14 protein-coding genes are annotated in these 16,108 nt (G+C 51.0%); 2 read left to right on the top strand and 12 right to left on the bottom strand.

Features of this window, described 5'->3' with window-relative positions:
* The first annotated feature begins 11 nt into the window (after nt 1-11).
* On the top strand, nt 12-1,145 hold the full coding sequence (locus L2725_RS20510; RefSeq protein ID WP_249250675.1) for a GGDEF domain-containing protein: 1,134 nt from the start codon (nt 12-14) through the stop codon (nt 1,143-1,145).
* A 55-nt stretch (nt 1,146-1,200) separates the two neighbouring features.
* Here L2725_RS20510 and L2725_RS20505 read toward each other — a convergent pair whose 3' ends face one another.
* The 4 genes from L2725_RS20505 to L2725_RS20490 all read right to left on the bottom strand — a co-directional run bounded on the left by L2725_RS20505 (nt 1,201) and on the right by L2725_RS20490 (nt 4,795).
* On the bottom strand, nt 1,201-1,389 hold the full coding sequence (locus L2725_RS20505; protein WP_249250673.1) for a hypothetical protein: 189 nt from the start codon (nt 1,387-1,389) through the stop codon (nt 1,201-1,203).
* 341 nt (nt 1,390-1,730) lie between these two features.
* Nucleotides 1,731-3,068 (bottom strand): coproporphyrinogen III oxidase family protein, encoded by a 1,338-nt coding sequence (locus L2725_RS20500; protein ID WP_248937512.1) that lies wholly within the window; start codon nt 3,066-3,068, stop codon nt 1,731-1,733.
* A gap of 293 nt (nt 3,069-3,361) precedes the next feature.
* Nucleotides 3,362-3,913, bottom strand: a complete 552-nt coding sequence (locus L2725_RS20495) for a porin family protein (protein ID WP_249250672.1) — start codon at nt 3,911-3,913, stop codon at nt 3,362-3,364.
* Nucleotides 3,914-4,246: 333 nt separating this feature from the next.
* Nucleotides 4,247-4,795: a porin family protein gene (locus L2725_RS20490; RefSeq protein ID WP_249250671.1), complete on the bottom strand. Its 549-nt coding sequence runs from the start codon at nt 4,793-4,795 to the stop codon at nt 4,247-4,249.
* A gap of 532 nt (nt 4,796-5,327) precedes the next feature.
* Here L2725_RS20490 and L2725_RS20485 point away from each other — a divergent pair.
* Entirely contained in the window at nt 5,328-6,692 is a 1,365-nt protein-coding gene (locus tag L2725_RS20485) for a KAP family NTPase (protein ID WP_249250670.1), read from the top strand.
* Nucleotides 6,693-7,161: 469 nt separating this feature from the next.
* Here the strand turns inward: L2725_RS20485 and L2725_RS20480 are convergent, their stop codons facing one another.
* The 8 genes from L2725_RS20480 to fdh3B (L2725_RS20445) all read right to left on the bottom strand — a co-directional run bounded on the left by L2725_RS20480 (nt 7,162) and on the right by fdh3B (L2725_RS20445) (nt 16,100).
* A complete protein-coding gene (locus L2725_RS20480; RefSeq protein WP_249250669.1) occupies nt 7,162-8,139 on the bottom strand; it encodes a formate dehydrogenase subunit gamma in 978 nt (325 codons plus the stop codon).
* Between the two features lie 66 nt (nt 8,140-8,205).
* Complete coding sequence (gene fdh3B / locus L2725_RS20475; RefSeq protein WP_248937506.1) at nt 8,206-8,775, bottom strand: formate dehydrogenase FDH3 subunit beta; 570 nt, start codon at nt 8,773-8,775, stop codon at nt 8,206-8,208.
* Between the two features lie 28 nt (nt 8,776-8,803).
* Entirely contained in the window at nt 8,804-11,668 is a 2,865-nt protein-coding gene (locus L2725_RS20470) for a molybdopterin-dependent oxidoreductase (RefSeq protein WP_249250668.1), read from the bottom strand.
* Between the two features lie 17 nt (nt 11,669-11,685).
* Nucleotides 11,686-11,886 carry a twin-arginine translocation signal domain-containing protein gene (locus tag L2725_RS20465; protein WP_115139105.1) on the bottom strand — a complete coding sequence of 67 codons (201 nt, stop codon included), beginning with the start codon at nt 11,884-11,886 and terminating at the stop codon, nt 11,686-11,688.
* 426 nt (nt 11,887-12,312) lie between these two features.
* Nucleotides 12,313-13,008, bottom strand: a complete 696-nt coding sequence (locus L2725_RS20460; protein ID WP_249250723.1) for a pirin family protein — start codon at nt 13,006-13,008, stop codon at nt 12,313-12,315.
* Between the two features lie 198 nt (nt 13,009-13,206).
* Nucleotides 13,207-14,124, bottom strand: a complete 918-nt coding sequence (locus L2725_RS20455) for a LysR family transcriptional regulator (protein WP_249250667.1) — start codon at nt 14,122-14,124, stop codon at nt 13,207-13,209.
* Nucleotides 14,125-14,434: 310 nt separating this feature from the next.
* Complete coding sequence (locus L2725_RS20450; RefSeq protein WP_249250722.1) at nt 14,435-15,385, bottom strand: formate dehydrogenase subunit gamma; 951 nt, start codon at nt 15,383-15,385, stop codon at nt 14,435-14,437.
* 124 nt (nt 15,386-15,509) lie between these two features.
* Nucleotides 15,510-16,100 carry a formate dehydrogenase FDH3 subunit beta gene (gene fdh3B, locus L2725_RS20445; protein ID WP_249250666.1) on the bottom strand — a complete coding sequence of 197 codons (591 nt, stop codon included), beginning with the start codon at nt 16,098-16,100 and terminating at the stop codon, nt 15,510-15,512.
* Nucleotides 16,101-16,108: the final 8 nt, after the last annotated feature.

Below are 16,108 nucleotides of genomic sequence, written 5' to 3'. Positions count from 1 at the left end.
GGCGGACACGAATGGATCAGCAATTAAAAACAACCAACAAAACAACTCTGACCCTGCTGGAACAGATGGGCTTAAATGAGTACGAGATAGAGCAACGAAAGCAGCTGTTTGGGTTTGAGTCCAGTGATGCGGTGATTCTCAGAGGGTGCCATGACCTGATCGATGCCGAACTTGAAGATCTGCTGTTTAAGTTCCATGACTTCCAGACCGGCGTGCCCGAGATTGTCCAGCTGATAGGAGATTCAGACACCATGGCCCGTCTGAGTTCGGCCCAAAGTCGCTATATTTTGCAGTTGTTCAGCGGTGACTATGGTATCTCCTATGTCAACGACATACTGCGTATCGGCATGGTACACAAACGTATTGGAGTAGAACCCAAACTCTATTTCTCAGCCATGCTGGAACTGAAGAACATTCTGTTTGAAGTGATGCGTAAAGAGCTGCAATCCGAAGAGGAGTACGACAGAGTCACCAAGGCGTTGGAAAAGCTGCTGATGTTCGACAACACCCTGGTGTTCGACACCTATATTCACTCCCTGGTATCAGAAGTGCAGATAGCCAGGGTCAGATCGGAAGAGTACGCCAGAGAGTTGGAGCTCAAGGTAATGGAGCGAACCAAACAGCTGGAGGAGCAATCCCGCACCGACCCACTCACAGGCCTGCTGAACGTCAGACATTTGCAATCCATCATGAATCAGGTGCTTAAAGCCGCTCAACGCAGGAATGAAGCTGTCTGTTTTATCTATATGGATATCGACAATTTTAAGCCCATCAACGATGAGCTGGGGCACCTGGCGGGGGATAAGGTACTCAAAGGTGTTGCCAGACTCATCAAGTCCTGCTGCCGTGAGGAGGACAGATGTTTCCGCTATGGCGGCGATGAGTTCTGCATACTGCTGCCCAATTGTGATGCCGAACATGCAGAAAAGGTGGTCTGTGAGCGCATCAGGGTAGCCCTGGGAAAGGAGTGGGAGTCTTTGGAGATCAGCATGGGGCTGGCAGATACCCAACCGCCCGACTACATCTCGTCCGACGATCTGATCCGCAAGGCTGATGCGGCCATGTACGCCAACAAAAAACAGAGTAAGGCAGCCAGAGCCGAGAGCGGCAGCAGCGATGAGCCCCCCACAGAGAAATCGGCCTGATCCCCGGCAACAGAAAGCCCGGCATTAAGCCGGGCTTTTATTATGCGCGTCGTGATTATCTGCGGAGACCAGCCGTGGCATCCCTCGCCTTGGCAATCGCCTCGGCAACAATCAAATCACTGAACACCTTATTAAATACATCCAGGCGACTGGTATACACCTTGTACAACCTGCGGGTATCGGGTTCAGCGGCATCCAGCTGGTAACGTTTGCAAAAAACGGAGTAGTTGACCGGTTTGCTCATTTCGCAGCCTTTTCGCAATATGTGTTGCCTGAATGTTAGGCCAATCTATTATTTGAATCAATACAGGCAGATATAACCGCAATATTACTAATATAAGATACCAAAGCATCCAAAACAGTCAGATTTAAAGTGATCCGCATTGCAAACAACGAGTTAACTGTGTCAGGGAAGTGATTTGGGCAGGATTTGATCGGCGAATATTTTTTATCCAGAACTATGCCCACAAGCCAAAATACCCAGTTTCCCGACGGTCCTGGGCATAAAAAGGGCTTTTACCCTATTTCAGGCACAAAAAAGCCCGGATATTCCGGGCTTTATCATCACTTGCTACAGCGGGGCTGTTACATGTCGCAAGGCTTCAGCGGCTTACGCAGCTGGGCACGGACGTTATCCATACCTGAGTAGAACTCTTTCATCATCAACAGGCCCATCATCTTACCGTTATCAGTGATGATCAGCTCTTCCGGGTTGTTCGGGTCATTCTTCAGCGCGCCGATCGCCTTCATGGCGGTCATCTCTTTAAACAGCGCAGTATCCAGGTTCACACCAAAGGTGTCGCGGAAATACTTGCGGGACAGACGGCCTGAGAACATGCCCAACAGGAAGCGATACTGCATCACATCTTTCTTGCTGTACTTCTTCTGCTGCTCCACGCCCATCTTACCGGCAGCAATACGCTCCTGGTACTTGCGCAGGGAGAAGGTGTTCACATATAGGGTGTCATCCAGGAAGCTGAATGAGCCCGAGCCCACACCCAGATACTCGTCATAGTCGATCACATACTCGTCGAAGCCTTCATCGTTGGCCTTGCCGAACGCCCAGGCTGTCAGCTGGTTGTACTGACCATTGAGTGAGTTGAGGATCTGGCGGTACTGGTTAGCCATATCTTTCTGCTCAGCCGCCAGCTTACCCTTCACGCTCTTGCGGGTCTGATGGGTGATCATCAGAGGGTAAGTGGTGATCTGACGAGGGTCCAGTCGACGGGCCATCTCCAGATCGTGCTGAATAATCTCTTCTGTCTGACCTCGGAAGCCGAAGATCAGATCCACGTTAACGATAGGGAACAGCTCTTTGGCTGCCGCCACCTTGTCAAACACCTGCTGACCACTGCCGAACTTCTCAAGACGCTCGGTCATCTTCAGAATGCCGTCGTCGAAGCTCTGCACACCGATAGACATACGGTCTACTAGGCCCTTGAGCATCTTGAACCCTGGGGTATCCAGATGGCGGGGATCAGACTCACAGGACACTTCCTTGATGGAAGGGAACAGCTTGCGCGCGTGTTCAATGGTCTTCACCAGCTCGTCTTCCAGCACGGTTGTGGTGCCGCCGCCGATATACATGGCTTCGAAGTCGTAACCCAGAGACTTCACCATATCCATCTCTTTACGCAGAGAGATAAAGTAAGCACGGGCCTTGTCTTCCTTAAACAGGAAGCGGTGGAAGGTACAGTAGGAACACAGGGTATGGCAGAAAGGCACATGGGCATACAGCATGTACTTCTTGCCCGGCTGTGGCACTGGCATCACCTCGGCAGACACAGTATCCAGACGCAGGTTCTTATCCACATAGTGTTGCATCACCCGCTCCATACCGGACAGCATCCAGTTGGGAACAGTGATATTGGCTTCATACGGCTTAATCAGGCCATTATCCAAAGTGTGAATTATCTGCGACATAGTGTTTCCTGAAGATTGGTGATATCCGCATCCGGCATCTTACCGGAAGGCCACGCAGCCATACCTCAAAATGGTTAACTTTGTGAGCAACAGAGGTTAACGGGAATAAATGTCGTAAACCGTGAGGCAGTCGGAAATTACGTTCTCTAACCAAAAAATAACCAGCAAATTGTTAACTCGATCTCATAATTCAGATGTTGCTAATCATGTGATTTAGTCAATAAACACAATATTTTGGGCTGAAAGCAGCCCTGTACCACCAAGTCTAGTAATTGCCATTGCATGGGGCGGGCTCAGAAGCGCCAGGAAACGCCCAGATTAATATTGAAAACCGTAAGGTCGCCCAAAGGGATAAGCTGATACTCGGCATTCACGCCGAATTGGTCGGAGAACCTGTGTTCGAAGCCAAAAGCGCCGACAAACCCCTGATCATGAGCGCGTTGAGGCACTTTATTGAGGTCGTAATCTATATCGAACAAGCCATAGCCGACTTTGCCATACAGACTGCCGTCACTGTAGATGGGAAAGGCTCGATAAACCGAGGCTCTGGCACCTGAATATTGCAGATTGCGGATGCTGGAAATCGGGTCCCAAATCCCCCGAAAATAGCCGCCTTCGCCCCCCATATAGCCCAGCTCCACGCCCCAGTCATCGCTGAGCATATAGCGATACCAGAGATCCAGAGCCACGCCATCACCGCCGTCGTATACATCGTCATTGCGGTTATCGTATTCCAGCGCGCCATAACCGACGCTGCCGCCGACAATATGGTTACCCTCACTGGCGTGAGCGGCCCCCACTGCCAGTGTACTTATCAGTACTGCCGTCACTCCAGACTTCACCATTACCTCCAACTGCCATAAAGGGGTTATGTGTTGTCTTAAGTGTATGGTTTTGCAGCTGTATAGGAACTTAATGGTTGAGGTTATACCTCAGGTGTCGGTGGGACTTTTTGATCAGGTGTTCTGTTTGGAGGTGAAGCATGGGATTAGAATCCGATGGCTATTCGCATCATTAAGTGAGCCGAATAGCATGTCTATTCTCATCATTTGGTGATGAGATTAGCGGCCTTCCTTTGCCAGCAGTCATATTCGACAGGTGCTACTTGCACCAAGAGTGCGGCCAACTGTATCCATTTACATTAACTACGACAGTAAATCCCATATTTAGCCTCTGACTCAGAAGCGCCATGACAGGCCAAAGTTGAAACTGTCGCCGGTTAGTTTATCCAGAGACAAACGCTGATACTCGACATGCAACCCCAGGCCGCTATTAAATCTGTGCTGAAAGCCCAGCGAACCGACAAATCCCTGGTCACTGGTATCCTGACCGACATCATCAAGATCATAACGAACGTTATAACTGCCATAGCCCGCTTTGGCATAAAGACCGCCTCTGCGATACAGAGGAAGTTCGCCATAAACAGATACTCTGCCACCGTGATATCTGAGATCGCTGATATTGGAAATAGAGTCGAATATGGCGCTGATGATGCCGCTTTCACCACCCATATAACTCAGCTCAGCGCCCCAGTGCTCACTGAACATATAGCGATACCAGATATCCATAGTCGCGCCATCGCCGCCGTCATAAAGCTGGCTGTTACGATGCTCAAACTCCAGCGAGCCGTAACCTACACTCCCCCCTATCAAATGGGGACTATCTTCCGCCTGTGCACAGCCAATAGCCATCGCACCCAACATCAAAGCCACGATTGATGCTCTCACTGAAACCTCCACTATTAATTGTGAATTATGGTGTCAGCCATAACCCAGCAACACTGTGGATACCAGCGTTAAATCGGCAGTTGTTAGTGATAACAGATAATATTAAACGAATAGGTTAATACCTTAGCTCTAGTAAGAGTTTCATGAGCCAGTATAGGTACAGGCAAGCATTCGCCCTTTAGATCTCCCCTGCGGCCCCAAGCGAAGTTGCCATCCATCGTCAAATGACCTCAATTACGCAACCGCCACCGATTCCCCGAAGCACGTCCTTGTACTTCCTATCCAGCTTGGCAGGTCCTGGGCTCGCGCTTGTGACCTTATCGCTTCGCGATACTCGACTCTGGCATCCTGCTTCGTTCTACCTCCTGCATCCAGGCAGTCGTCCGGCAACTTCGGACGGGGAATTGGTGTAACCTGATTTTCTCCAGCCAGACTCAACTGCGCCACAACACACAAAGTAGATTTAAATCAAGTTATTACCAAAATCGTGCTGTTAGCTTTAGGCATCCAAAGACATCTTTCAGGAACAATTATGTCAGCTAATCCCGAGCTCAAGTTTGAAAGTCGCGACGAGTTTCAACGTCGAAAAATTGCAGAGAAAGTTATCAAACTCCTCAAGTCTGAGATCTCCGTGTCTCCCATGGTGATTGATGGCACTTGGGGGCTTGGGAAAACCGAGTTCTGCCACAAGCTTATTGACTTGATGCAGGAAGAAGACTGTCATGAATTAATCTATATCGACGCGTTTAAAGCCGATCATGCAAATGAGCCATTGCTGACAGTGCTAGCTGAAGTGGTTAAGTCTCTTCCTGATGACAATCAGCGAAATAACCTCATTCAAAAAGCTCTACCAGCACTCAGATATAGCTTAAAAGCTGGAGCAAAAGCAGTTGTCTCCCACTTGCTTAAACAGGACGTAGCCGATGTTGTTGAAGGGTTTGAACAAGAAGTACAGCAAGTAACCGACAAAGCTATCGATACTTCTGTCGAGTCTCTGTTGAAAGACCACGTTGATGCTGAAAAGAATCTGGAGGCACTTCGGAAGAGCCTGGCGACAGTAACTGCTGACAAACCGCTGGTAATCTTCATAGATGAGCTTGATAGATGTCGCCCTGACTTTGCGGTGCTGATGCTGGAGACCATCAAACACACCTTTGATGTTGAAGGCGTACAGTTCGTTTTAGTTACCAATACAGAACAATTAAAGGCATCTATCAATCATTGTTATGGTCCAACGATAGATGCCCAGCGATATCTGGACAAATTCCTGAAGTTCTCATTCACTCTTCCCAGCACAATTAGAAACTACAACTACGAAACTCGCCTTGCTTCTGCACAACATTATATTAATCAAATTTTGCACAGTCCTATTTTGAAGGATAGTGGACTGGAAAGAGACTCATACCTAGCCCTAATGGAGCGAATCATAGAGGTCAATAAAATCTCTCTTAGGGAAGTTGAGACCTTTGTTAGGCATTTAGAGATTTATCAAATGCTGAGCGATGAGGATCCCTTAGGTAATAAGGTATGGTCCTACAAACTACTCCGTTTACTGGGAATATCGCTGTACTGCTTCAATCCTGAATTAGCTAAAGAGACCGTAGGTAACAAACTTGATGCGAAAAGACTAGGAGAATTCCTTTTACTGCAGGGAGAACTTCCAGCCTTAGATCAAAATGGACATTACCCAGAGTATGCGGACATTATCCTTTTCGCCCTAAGTAAAGAGTGCAAATTTAATGTCGATTTTTACAATTCGAGCAACTCTGAATTGGAAACAAAATGGCAAAGTTTAGCAGAGCAGATTTTTGAAGACCGATATTGGATATCAAAAGGAGAACGTCTGAAGGTTGTAATCGAAGCCGTAATCTCACTGGGACTAACTGAGTCAAGATAGCTAAATAAAGAACACATCATAGTCGCAGGTAACACCAGTCCCCGTCCGGAGTTGCCGGAGGGAAATGGATTCAATAGCAAGACCCGTCAGGGATGACGGGGCAGACGCCGCTGAGCCAGGGACGGCGAATCGGCGGCGTTTGCGTACATTGAAGGCATTTTACGATGGGTCACAACTTCGGTTGGGGCGGCAGGGGGTTTGCAAAGGGGCGAAGCCGCCTAGTCCCCTTTGCCCGGGTGTGGGTCGGAGACCCACGACTTTCTGCATGGCGAAGCCTTGCCAAATCAATCAGCGACAGCTGATCAGTTGACTTTTACAAGCGAAGCTTGGCTGATCAACCCAACAGCATGCGCAGCATGATCAATCTATGGCTGACGTCAGCAGAAACACCAAGTCCCCATTGCCGACAGGCAATAAAAAACCCCGCGTCAGCGGGGTTTTTTCAGTACTTAAAAGTTAAGTCGAAGACTTACTCTTTGTACTTCAAAGTACCATTAGCTTTGATTTCATCAAACCACAGGTTGTGATGCTGGGTAGCCCAGTTCTCGTCACAGTAGCCGGAAACCATACACTCCATACCGCCCTCAGACATAGCAGTTGCCATGAAGATGTGAACGATAGAGAAAGCACAGATAATGATGGCAGATACGCCGTGCAGAATCAGTGCCAGCAGGCTCAGGTTGCGGCTTGGTTCGAACAGGTTCGGGAACAGCAGCAGCATACCGGATACAGAGATCACCAGACCAAAGATAGCGAAGGCCCAGAACCACAGTTTTTCACCAGCGTTGGCGAAACCTGCGTCAGGGTGCTTACCTTTGAATGGACCGAAGTTGATGTAACCACCAACTACCATGAACCATTTGATGTCATACATCTTTGGCATCTGGTTTTTAGCCCACAGTACAGTCATCAGCAACCAGCCAATCATGAATGGGATAGCCAGTACGTCGTGTACCTGCTTGGCACCATTCACCAGGCCAGCCCAAACGCCTTCACCCAGGTATGGCTGTATGAAGAAACGACCAGCCAGCAGAACCAGACCAGTCAGGATCAACAGCAGACATGGGATGGCACCCAACCAGTGGATAGCCACGTCAGCTTTGGACCAACGGTAAACCATCTTGCCGGAGAAACCGTGGTGCAATTTGGAGATACCGTTAATTTTGATGAAAACGATAAAGATGGCAATCATACCGAACAGCGCAGCCATCAGAGCTGGCGCCAGCCAGTCGGCACGCAGATCCAGTACACGCAGATCATAGGTGTTGATCGCCTGTCCGTGGAACTCGCTCTTGGAGGCAGTGTAGCCGACTGCACCGTCTTTCAGTTGTGCCCACATCTGAGCATCTGAAGCCTGTGCAACCGCCTGCTCACCACCATTGGCGAAGCAAACAGCACTGAACAGCAGTGCGAATGCTACACCCAAGTGTTTGAACAGTTTGTTCATAATCTATCCTCATTGACTGCCCCGGCAAGCCGGAGCAGTAGATGGATTGTCCTTTAAACCCGGGAATTAACCCCAGGCTGCGTTCTTGGCACCACGGTAAGCCACACGCTCGCGGAAGATTGCAGATACAACATCTGCATCACCAGCCAGCAGAGACTTGGTAGCACACAGTTCAGCACACATTGGCAGCTTGCCTTCAGCAATACGGTTAGAACCGTACTTCTTCATCTCAGCTTCAGAGTGGTTCTCTTCAGGGCCACCGGCACAGAAGGTACACTTGTCCATCTTGCCGCGAGCACCGAAGGCACCGCTCTTAGGGAACTGAGGCGCGCCGAATGGGCACGCGTACAGGCAGTAGCCACAACCGATACAGGTATCTTTGTTGTGCAGGACCAGACCATCTTCAGTCTTGTAGAAGCAGTTAGCTGGACAAACAGCCATACAAGGCGCGTCGTCACAGTGCATACAAGCAACAGAGATAGAAGCTTCGCCTTGCTTACCATCATTGATGGTAACTACGCGGCGACGGTTAATACCCCACTCCAGAGCGGAGGCGTTTTCGTTCTTACAAGCAGTGACACAGCCGTTACATTCGATGCAGCGCTTGGTGTCACACAAAAATTTCAATGTAGCCATATTGGCATATCTCCTGAATTAAGCTGCATTAGGCCTTTTCGATCTGACACAGAGAAGCTTTGGTTTCCTGCATCTGGGTCACTGGGTCATAACCATAGGTCAGAGCAGTGTTACAGGATTCGCCCAATACGTAAGGTACGGTACCTTCCGGATAGTTAGGCTCCAGGCTTTCACCATGCATCACACCGGCAAAGTGGTAAGGCATCCAGGTAATACCCTTAGGTACACGTGGAGTTACCATTGCCATCACCTTGATGCGGCCGCCTTCAGCGCCTTCCAGCCATACCATTTCGCCATCACGCAGACCGCGATCAGCAGCATCAGCTGGGTGGATTTCAACGAACATTTCCTGCTGCAGTTCAGCCAGCCATGGGTTAGAACGTGATTCTTCACCACCACCTTCGTACTCAACCAGACGACCGGAAGTCAGTACCAGTGGGTACTTCTTGTCCAGGTTGTCGGTGATAACCTTGTCCTGAATAGACTTGTACAGCGTCGGCAGACGGTGTACCTGCATGTCAGCGTAGGTTGGGTACTTGGCGATCAGGTCACGACGAGAGGTATACAGAGGCTCGCGGTGCACTGGGAACTGATCTGGGAAGGTCCAAACGATACAACGCGCTTTAGCATTACCGAATGGGATACAACCGTGCTTAACAGCAACGCGTACGATGCCGCCAGACAGGTCAGTCTTCCAGTTCTTACCTTCTGCAGAAGCTTTCTCTTCAGCAGTCAGCTCGTCCCACCAACCCAGCTGCTTCAGCATCTTGTCAGTGAATTCAGGGAAGCCGTCTTCCAGCTCACAACCCTTGGAGAATGAACCTTCAGCCAGGATGTTCTGACCGTTGTGCTCAACACCGTAACGGGCACGGAAGTTACCGCCACCGTCTTTAACGTGCTTGTGCGTGTTGTACAGGATCTGGGTGCCTGGGTGCTTCTGCTCAGGAGTACCCCAACATGGCCAAGGCAGACCGTAGGTTTCACCCTTACATGGGCCACCTTCAGCTTCCAGAGTCTTGTTGGAGAAAGTGCCCCAGTTCATGGTGTGCTGCTTGATACGCTCAGGGCTCTGACCGGTGTAACCGATAGTCCACATACCACGGTTGATTTCGCGGGAGATATCTTCAGTAACTGGCTTGCCGTCTTTGATTTCCCAACGCTTGGCCCACTGGTCGGCAATGCCTACCTTCTTGGCCAGCAGGTACATGATCTCGATGTCGTTCTTGGACTCAAACAGAGGCTGAACAACCTGCTCACGCCACTGGATAGAACGGCCTGAGTTAGAGATAGCACCGGAAGCTTCAAACTGAGTACAAGCTGGCAGCAGGTATACGCCATTCTTACGACGGTGCATTACACCAGCCATAGTTGGGAATGGGTCAACAACTACTACTGTGTCCATCTTGTCCAGTGCATCACGCACTTCAGCCTGACGGGTTTCAGTGTTTACAGACTGACCCCAGAAGAACGCCAGACGGATGTTGTCTTTCTGAGCCAGTTTGTCTTTTTCCAGCAGCACGCCGTCGTGCCAACGGGAGCAAGGAATACCAGGAGTGGTCATTGGCTCACGACCCAGGTAAGTACCGTGGTCGAAACGGCCTTTAACCCATTCCATGTCCAGTTCCCAAACATTGGTCCAGTGCTGCCATGCAGCAGAGGTCAGACCGTAGTAACCAGGCAGGTTGTCGAACAGCAGACCCAGGTCGGTTGCGCCCTGTACGTTGTCGTGACCACGGAAAATGTTGGTACCACCACCGGAAACACCCATGTTACCCAGAGCCAGCTGCAGCAAGCAGTATGCACGGGTGTTGGCGTTACCTACGTGGTGCTGGGTACCACCCATACACCAAACTACGGTGCCAGGACGGTTTTCAGCCATCAGTTTGGCTGCCTGATAGATCACGTCTTCAGATACGCCACAAACGTCAGCGACTTCTTTAGGAGGGAACTTCTTGGCTTCGGCACGGATTTCATCCATAGCGTAGGTACGCTGCTCGATGAAAGTCTTGTCTTCCCAGCCGTTTTCGAAGATGTGCCACAGCATACCGTAGATAAACGGAATGTCGGTACCTGGACGGATAGCACAGTGCAGATCAGAGTGAGCCGCGGTACGGGTGTAACGAGGGTCAACTACGATGATCTTGGCGTTGTTCTTCTCTTTGGCGATCAGAATGTGCTGCATGGAAACCGGGTGGGCTTCAGCAGGGTTGGCACCAATGAAGAAAATCGCATTGGCGTTCTGAATGTCGTTGAAAGAGTTGGTTTGCGCACCGTAACCCCAGGTGTTTGCTACACCGGCTACAGTGGTAGAGTGACAGATACGAGCTGAGTGGTCGACGTTGTTGGTACCCCACATAGCTGCCAGCTTACGGTAGGAGTAACAACCTTCGTTGGAGAACTTGGCAGAGCCCATGAAGTATACGGAGTCAGGACCGGATTCCTTGCGGATTTCCAGCATTTTGTCGCCAACTTCGTTGATCGCCTGATCCCAGGAGATTTTCTTCCACTTGCCATCAACAAGCTTCATTGGGTACTTCAGACGCTTCTCACCGTGACCGTGTTCACGCAGAGCAGCACCTTTGGCACAGTGACCACCGGCGTTGAATGGGTGATCGAAAGCTGGTTCCTGACCAGTCCAAACACCGTTCTGTACTTCAGCGTACAGACCACAACCTACCGCACAGGCAGAACAGATGGTGCGCTTGATTTCGATTGGTGCATCGTATGGTACGTCAGCAGCTTCAGCGCGACGCATCATGCCAGTGCCCATCAGAGAGGCAGCGGCGATACCACCGGTAGCGATACCAGCGTGCTTCATAAACTGACGACGGCTGATACCCAGTGCTGGTTTGTCAGCCACTGGGGCGACATTAGACTTGCGAGTTAATTTCATCGCTGATTATCTCCTGATTAGCTGCGCAGGCTGTTGTAGTAAGCACGGATGTGCGCAGTTTCGTGGTAACCATCTTTGTTTTGCTTGGATACCGCGTTGCCTTCTTTTGCGTGAGCGACACTGATTCCGGAAGCAGCTACCACGGCGGTGGCCGCGCTGCCGACAGTCAGGGTCTTCAGCAAAGATCTGCGGCTCAGATCTGGCTGTTGCTTTTTCATTTTTGCTCCTGATAGAAATGGCTCAGTACTCTCCCCTGAGCCGGGGATAATCTACCTGCCTGTTCCACTCTCAAATGTTGCAAACAAGTAAAAACTCTAGATGGAAGAAGCACTTCCAAATATTGCGGGGCAAATATAAAAGAAAAGGTCGGACGAGTATTGATCCCAGCCCAAAAGTTAATCTTAAAACACGCTTAAATATCAGCGTTTTGCCAAGCGGATCACACTTTCAAATCCCGCACTGGTGATACGCGCGTGCACGCGCAAAATTCGGCCAAAACAAGCCATTAACAATTGCGGAAAATGAAAATAGAAAAAGCCCCCTGAATCAGGTTGAACAGGGGGAAAGGTCACGGAAGAAAAGCAATACAGGGAGAGGAAAAGCGGTAGTGAAAACTATCCGTATTTGTCATTCAGATACGGGGCTCAATGGGTCGCTGGCAGCTCAAACCACAGTGCTTGTGTCTGGCTATCTGCGGTCAGGGTCAGTGCCGTGTCGGCTGCAATCGCCACAGCGTCACCATCAGTAAGATTCAGGCCTCCAGCCTGTAGCTCACCTGAGATCAGATGCAAATAGGCCGGTCCGCCACGACTGCTAAGCTGGATCGACTCCCCCGCCCCAAGCACCAGCCTCGACAGACTGGCATCCTGATGCATAGTCACTGAGCCATCCACGCCATCAGGGGTCACAAGTGGCGTCAGCGCGCCACTTTGGCGGATGCGCGCCTGCTGGTATCCAGGCGCAATGCCACGGGCTTTAGGCTGAATCCAGATCTGTAACAGGTGCACAGGCTCGCTGTCAGAAGCATTGAACTCCGAGTGGGTGATACCACTGCCGGCGCTCATGCGCTGTACTTCACCGGCACACACGGTGAACTCGTTACCCATGCTGTCTTTATGTTTGAGCGCCCCTTCAAGCATATAGGTGATTATCTCCATATCCCTGTGACCATGGGTGTCAAAACCGGCTCCCGGTTTAACCCAGTCATCATTGATCACCCGCAGCACAGAAACCCCCATGTACTTTGGGTCATAGTATTGACCGAAGGAAAAACTGTGGTTGCTCTCCAGCCAGCCGAGATTGACGCTGCCCCGCTCGTTGGCACGACGCACATAGAGAATGTTGGATGCTGCAGTCATAGTGATGCTCCTGTCTCAAACTGAATAACGCCAGTCTAGGACAGGGGACAAAGAACAGAAATGAGCAAATTTCGCGCAATATATTCGTCAAAAACGAATTTAACCGTGATGGGTGTTGACATAATCCGGCAAAAGCATGACCTGGCTCACAATCCAGGCGTTGCCGGGGTCACACAGATCTCATTCGCTCGCCGTGCGGGGATATTGAATGACTGATATCTGCTCGCTCTGGAACCTGATTTCAGCCATCAGGGTTCTGGCCGCAGGCCCCAGCATGTCGCCATCATTGAACATCAGATACAACTGACCTTTGCGTCGCCCCGCCGACCCCAGAGGTAAAGGCTTGAGTAACCCCTGATTAAGTTGCTCGGTAATCGCGGTAATGGGCAGAAAGGCGTAACCCAGCCCGCGACTGATCATCTCCACCGAAGTGCGAATATGGGATACGGTCCAGCGAGAGTCGGCTCCGAGCCAGCCTGAGTCCTGACCCTGGCCCATGGCAGAGTCGCGTACCACTATCTGTCTGTGGCTGCGCAAACAATCAAAGGTCAGCGGCCTGTCACAATGATGCAGCGGATGATCCGGGTGCGCCACGGCAACAAACTCCACCAGGCATAACTCTTCACTGAACCCCCTGTGCTCGATAAATGGAGAGATAGCCAGATCTACCTTCTCCTGCGCCAGCAGTTCACTGGCACCGGTCAATACCGACTCCTGCAACTCAATATTGAGCATGGGAAACTCCTGTGACACCTTGTCCAGCACCCGGTACAGAAAATCCTGGGGGAATATCTCATCCACTGCGATACGCAGCTTGGTTTCACAGCCTTTGCCCACCTCCTGAGCAATCGATTCCAGCTTGGCCGCTTCATCCAGCAGATAGTTGGCCCGGCGTAACATCAGCTCGCCCGCCTCGGTCAGGTGGGTACGCCGCCCTTTCACCTCCAGCAGTTTGACGCCCAGGGAGTTTTCCAGTTTTTGCACCGCGTTATAGATACTGGACTGACTCTTGTGCACCTCCTGTCCCGCCTGATTAAAACCGCCATACTCGGCCACTGAACGGAACATACGCCACTGCTCAAGTGTGGTTTTCAGCATAAACCTATCCTTAATCGATTATCTAACCAGTTTATATCTGCTTATTATTCGATCAATCAGAACAGATAACAGAAGCGCTGACAAGTCAGAGAGTTGGGTAATTTTGGCGACAGATAAACTCTCTGTGCAGACAATAAAAAAGCCCGCCTTTGGGCGGGCTTTGGGTGACCGTTCATTGTTATGAACGTGCATCATCAAGATTTCAGGTTCCGGGTTTATACTCCAACGAGCCGTCGGCCTTGATTTCGTCATACCAGATGTTGTGGTGCCTGTGGTTGTAAAAGGCCCAGCAGAACTGGGCCTTCAGACATCAGGTTTTATACTCTAAAGAGCCGTCGGCCTTGATTTCGTCGTACCAGATGTTGTGGTGCTGGATCGCCCAGTTCTCATCACAATAGCCGGATACCATGGACTCCAGACCACCTTCACTGAGGGCGGTCGCCATCCAGATATGAACTATGGTGAAGCCAATTAGAATAGCGGCACTGAAACCGTGGATGATCAGGGCAACAAAGGAGTTCTCCCTGGTGATCACCAGATCCGGCAGCACCAGCATCACCCCGGTTACCGAGATAAACAGGCCAAACAGTGCCAGGGTCCAGAACCAGAGTTTTTCACCGGCGTTGGCAAAACCGCTTTCCGGGTGCTTCCCTTTGAATGGACCGAAGTGAACATAGCCCCCCGCGGTCATAAACCAGTTGAAGTCATAGCGTTTAAACATCTGCAGCGGCATCCACTTAAGGATGCACAGCGCCCAGGACACAATAAACACAGGTCCTGTCCAGTCGTGCAGCGTCTTACTGCCATAAATCAACCCGGCCCAGACATCCGCTGACATCCAGCCCTCCAGTGCATGACGTCCCCAGGCAATAATCAGCCCGGTGATCATCAGCAGCAGACAGGAGATAGCCATCAGCCAGTGCAGCAACATATCGGCACTGCTCCAACGACGAACCATCTTGCCGGAAAAGCCCTTGGTTAAACGGGCTGGCCCATTGATCAGGTAGAACAACAGGAACAGGGCAAATACCCCCACCAGCATGGCACCCAATGTGGGAATGACATACTGATCGCGGATTAACCTGCCCTCCTGCCCCACGGCATTGATCAGGCGTCCCGACTCTGCCCCGGGCGCCACCGTGTAACCGGCATCACCGGCACGAACGGCGCGCCAAAGGTCGGCGTCGCTGGCCTGAGGTTGTGCCTGTAACTGACTCAATTGCTGCTGTTCACCGGCCAACACTTTCTGTTGTTGAGCCATTAACGCAGCTTCCTGCTGTTGCTGCTCATCCGACGCAAGCGCCGGATTGACCGCCAGCAAACACAAGATCAAGGGCAGCAGCAGACGATGCAAGCATTGTCTAATCATGTTTTTGCCCTCCAGATCAGTTACCGGTTTCCGGTACATATCCCCATATGGTGTCCGGATTGCTGCGGGCAGCAACACGGGCACGGTAGATACTGGAAATCACCTCTGCATCACCGGCCAACAGCGCCTTGGTGGAGCACATTTCGGCACACAGGGGCAGCTTGCCTTCGGCGATGCGGTTGGCACCGTAAAGACGTTGCTCCTCCTCCGAGAAATCCGGAACTGGGCCGCCGGCGCAATAGGTACATTTGTCCATTTTGCCGCGTGAGCCGAAGGCGGTTTTCTTCGGAAACTGTGGTGCACCGAAGGGACATGCATAGAAGCAATAACCGCAACCAATGCAGGTTTCCTTGTTGTGCAGCACTATGCCATCGTCCGTGGTGTAGAAGCAGTTGGCAGGACACACAGCCTTACAGGGTGCGTCGCTGCAATGCATACAGGCTACGGAAATGGATGCCTCACCGGGTTCACCGTCGTGCAGGGTGACGACTCTGCGCCGCATGGTGCCGAAGGTCAGCGCCTCCGAGTTTGAGTTGGAACATGCAGTGACACAGCCGTTACACTCGATGCAGCGTTTGGTGTCACATAAGAATTTCATGACTGCCATAAGTTTCT

The sequence above is a fragment of the Shewanella corallii genome, assembly GCF_023349125.1.
Classification (GTDB): domain Bacteria; phylum Pseudomonadota; class Gammaproteobacteria; order Enterobacterales; family Shewanellaceae; genus Shewanella; species Shewanella corallii.
Note: the sequence above shows the minus strand (reverse complement) of the source record. Positions and strands in the feature narration are given on the sequence as shown.

Coding starts and splice junctions, on each gene's coding strand:
- L2725_RS20510 (WP_249250675.1), top strand. CDS start 12: ATGGATCAGCAATTAAAAACAACCAACAAAACAACTCTGACCCTGCTG.
- L2725_RS20505 (WP_249250673.1), bottom strand. CDS start 1,389: ATGAGCAAACCGGTCAACTACTCCGTTTTTTGCAAACGTTACCAGCTG.
- L2725_RS20500 (WP_248937512.1), bottom strand. CDS start 3,068: ATGTCGCAGATAATTCACACTTTGGATAATGGCCTGATTAAGCCGTAT.
- L2725_RS20495 (WP_249250672.1), bottom strand. CDS start 3,913: ATGGTGAAGTCTGGAGTGACGGCAGTACTGATAAGTACACTGGCAGTG.
- L2725_RS20485 (WP_249250670.1), top strand. CDS start 5,328: ATGTCAGCTAATCCCGAGCTCAAGTTTGAAAGTCGCGACGAGTTTCAA.
- L2725_RS20480 (WP_249250669.1), bottom strand. CDS start 8,139: ATGAACAAACTGTTCAAACACTTGGGTGTAGCATTCGCACTGCTGTTC.
- fdh3B (WP_248937506.1), bottom strand. CDS start 8,775: ATGGCTACATTGAAATTTTTGTGTGACACCAAGCGCTGCATCGAATGT.
- L2725_RS20470 (WP_249250668.1), bottom strand. CDS start 11,668: ATGAAATTAACTCGCAAGTCTAATGTCGCCCCAGTGGCTGACAAACCA.
- L2725_RS20465 (WP_115139105.1), bottom strand. CDS start 11,886: ATGAAAAAGCAACAGCCAGATCTGAGCCGCAGATCTTTGCTGAAGACC.
- L2725_RS20455 (WP_249250667.1), bottom strand. CDS start 14,124: ATGCTGAAAACCACACTTGAGCAGTGGCGTATGTTCCGTTCAGTGGCC.
- L2725_RS20450 (WP_249250722.1), bottom strand. CDS start 15,385: ATGGCTCAACAACAGAAAGTGTTGGCCGGTGAACAGCAGCAATTGAGT.
- fdh3B (WP_249250666.1), bottom strand. CDS start 16,100: ATGGCAGTCATGAAATTCTTATGTGACACCAAACGCTGCATCGAGTGT.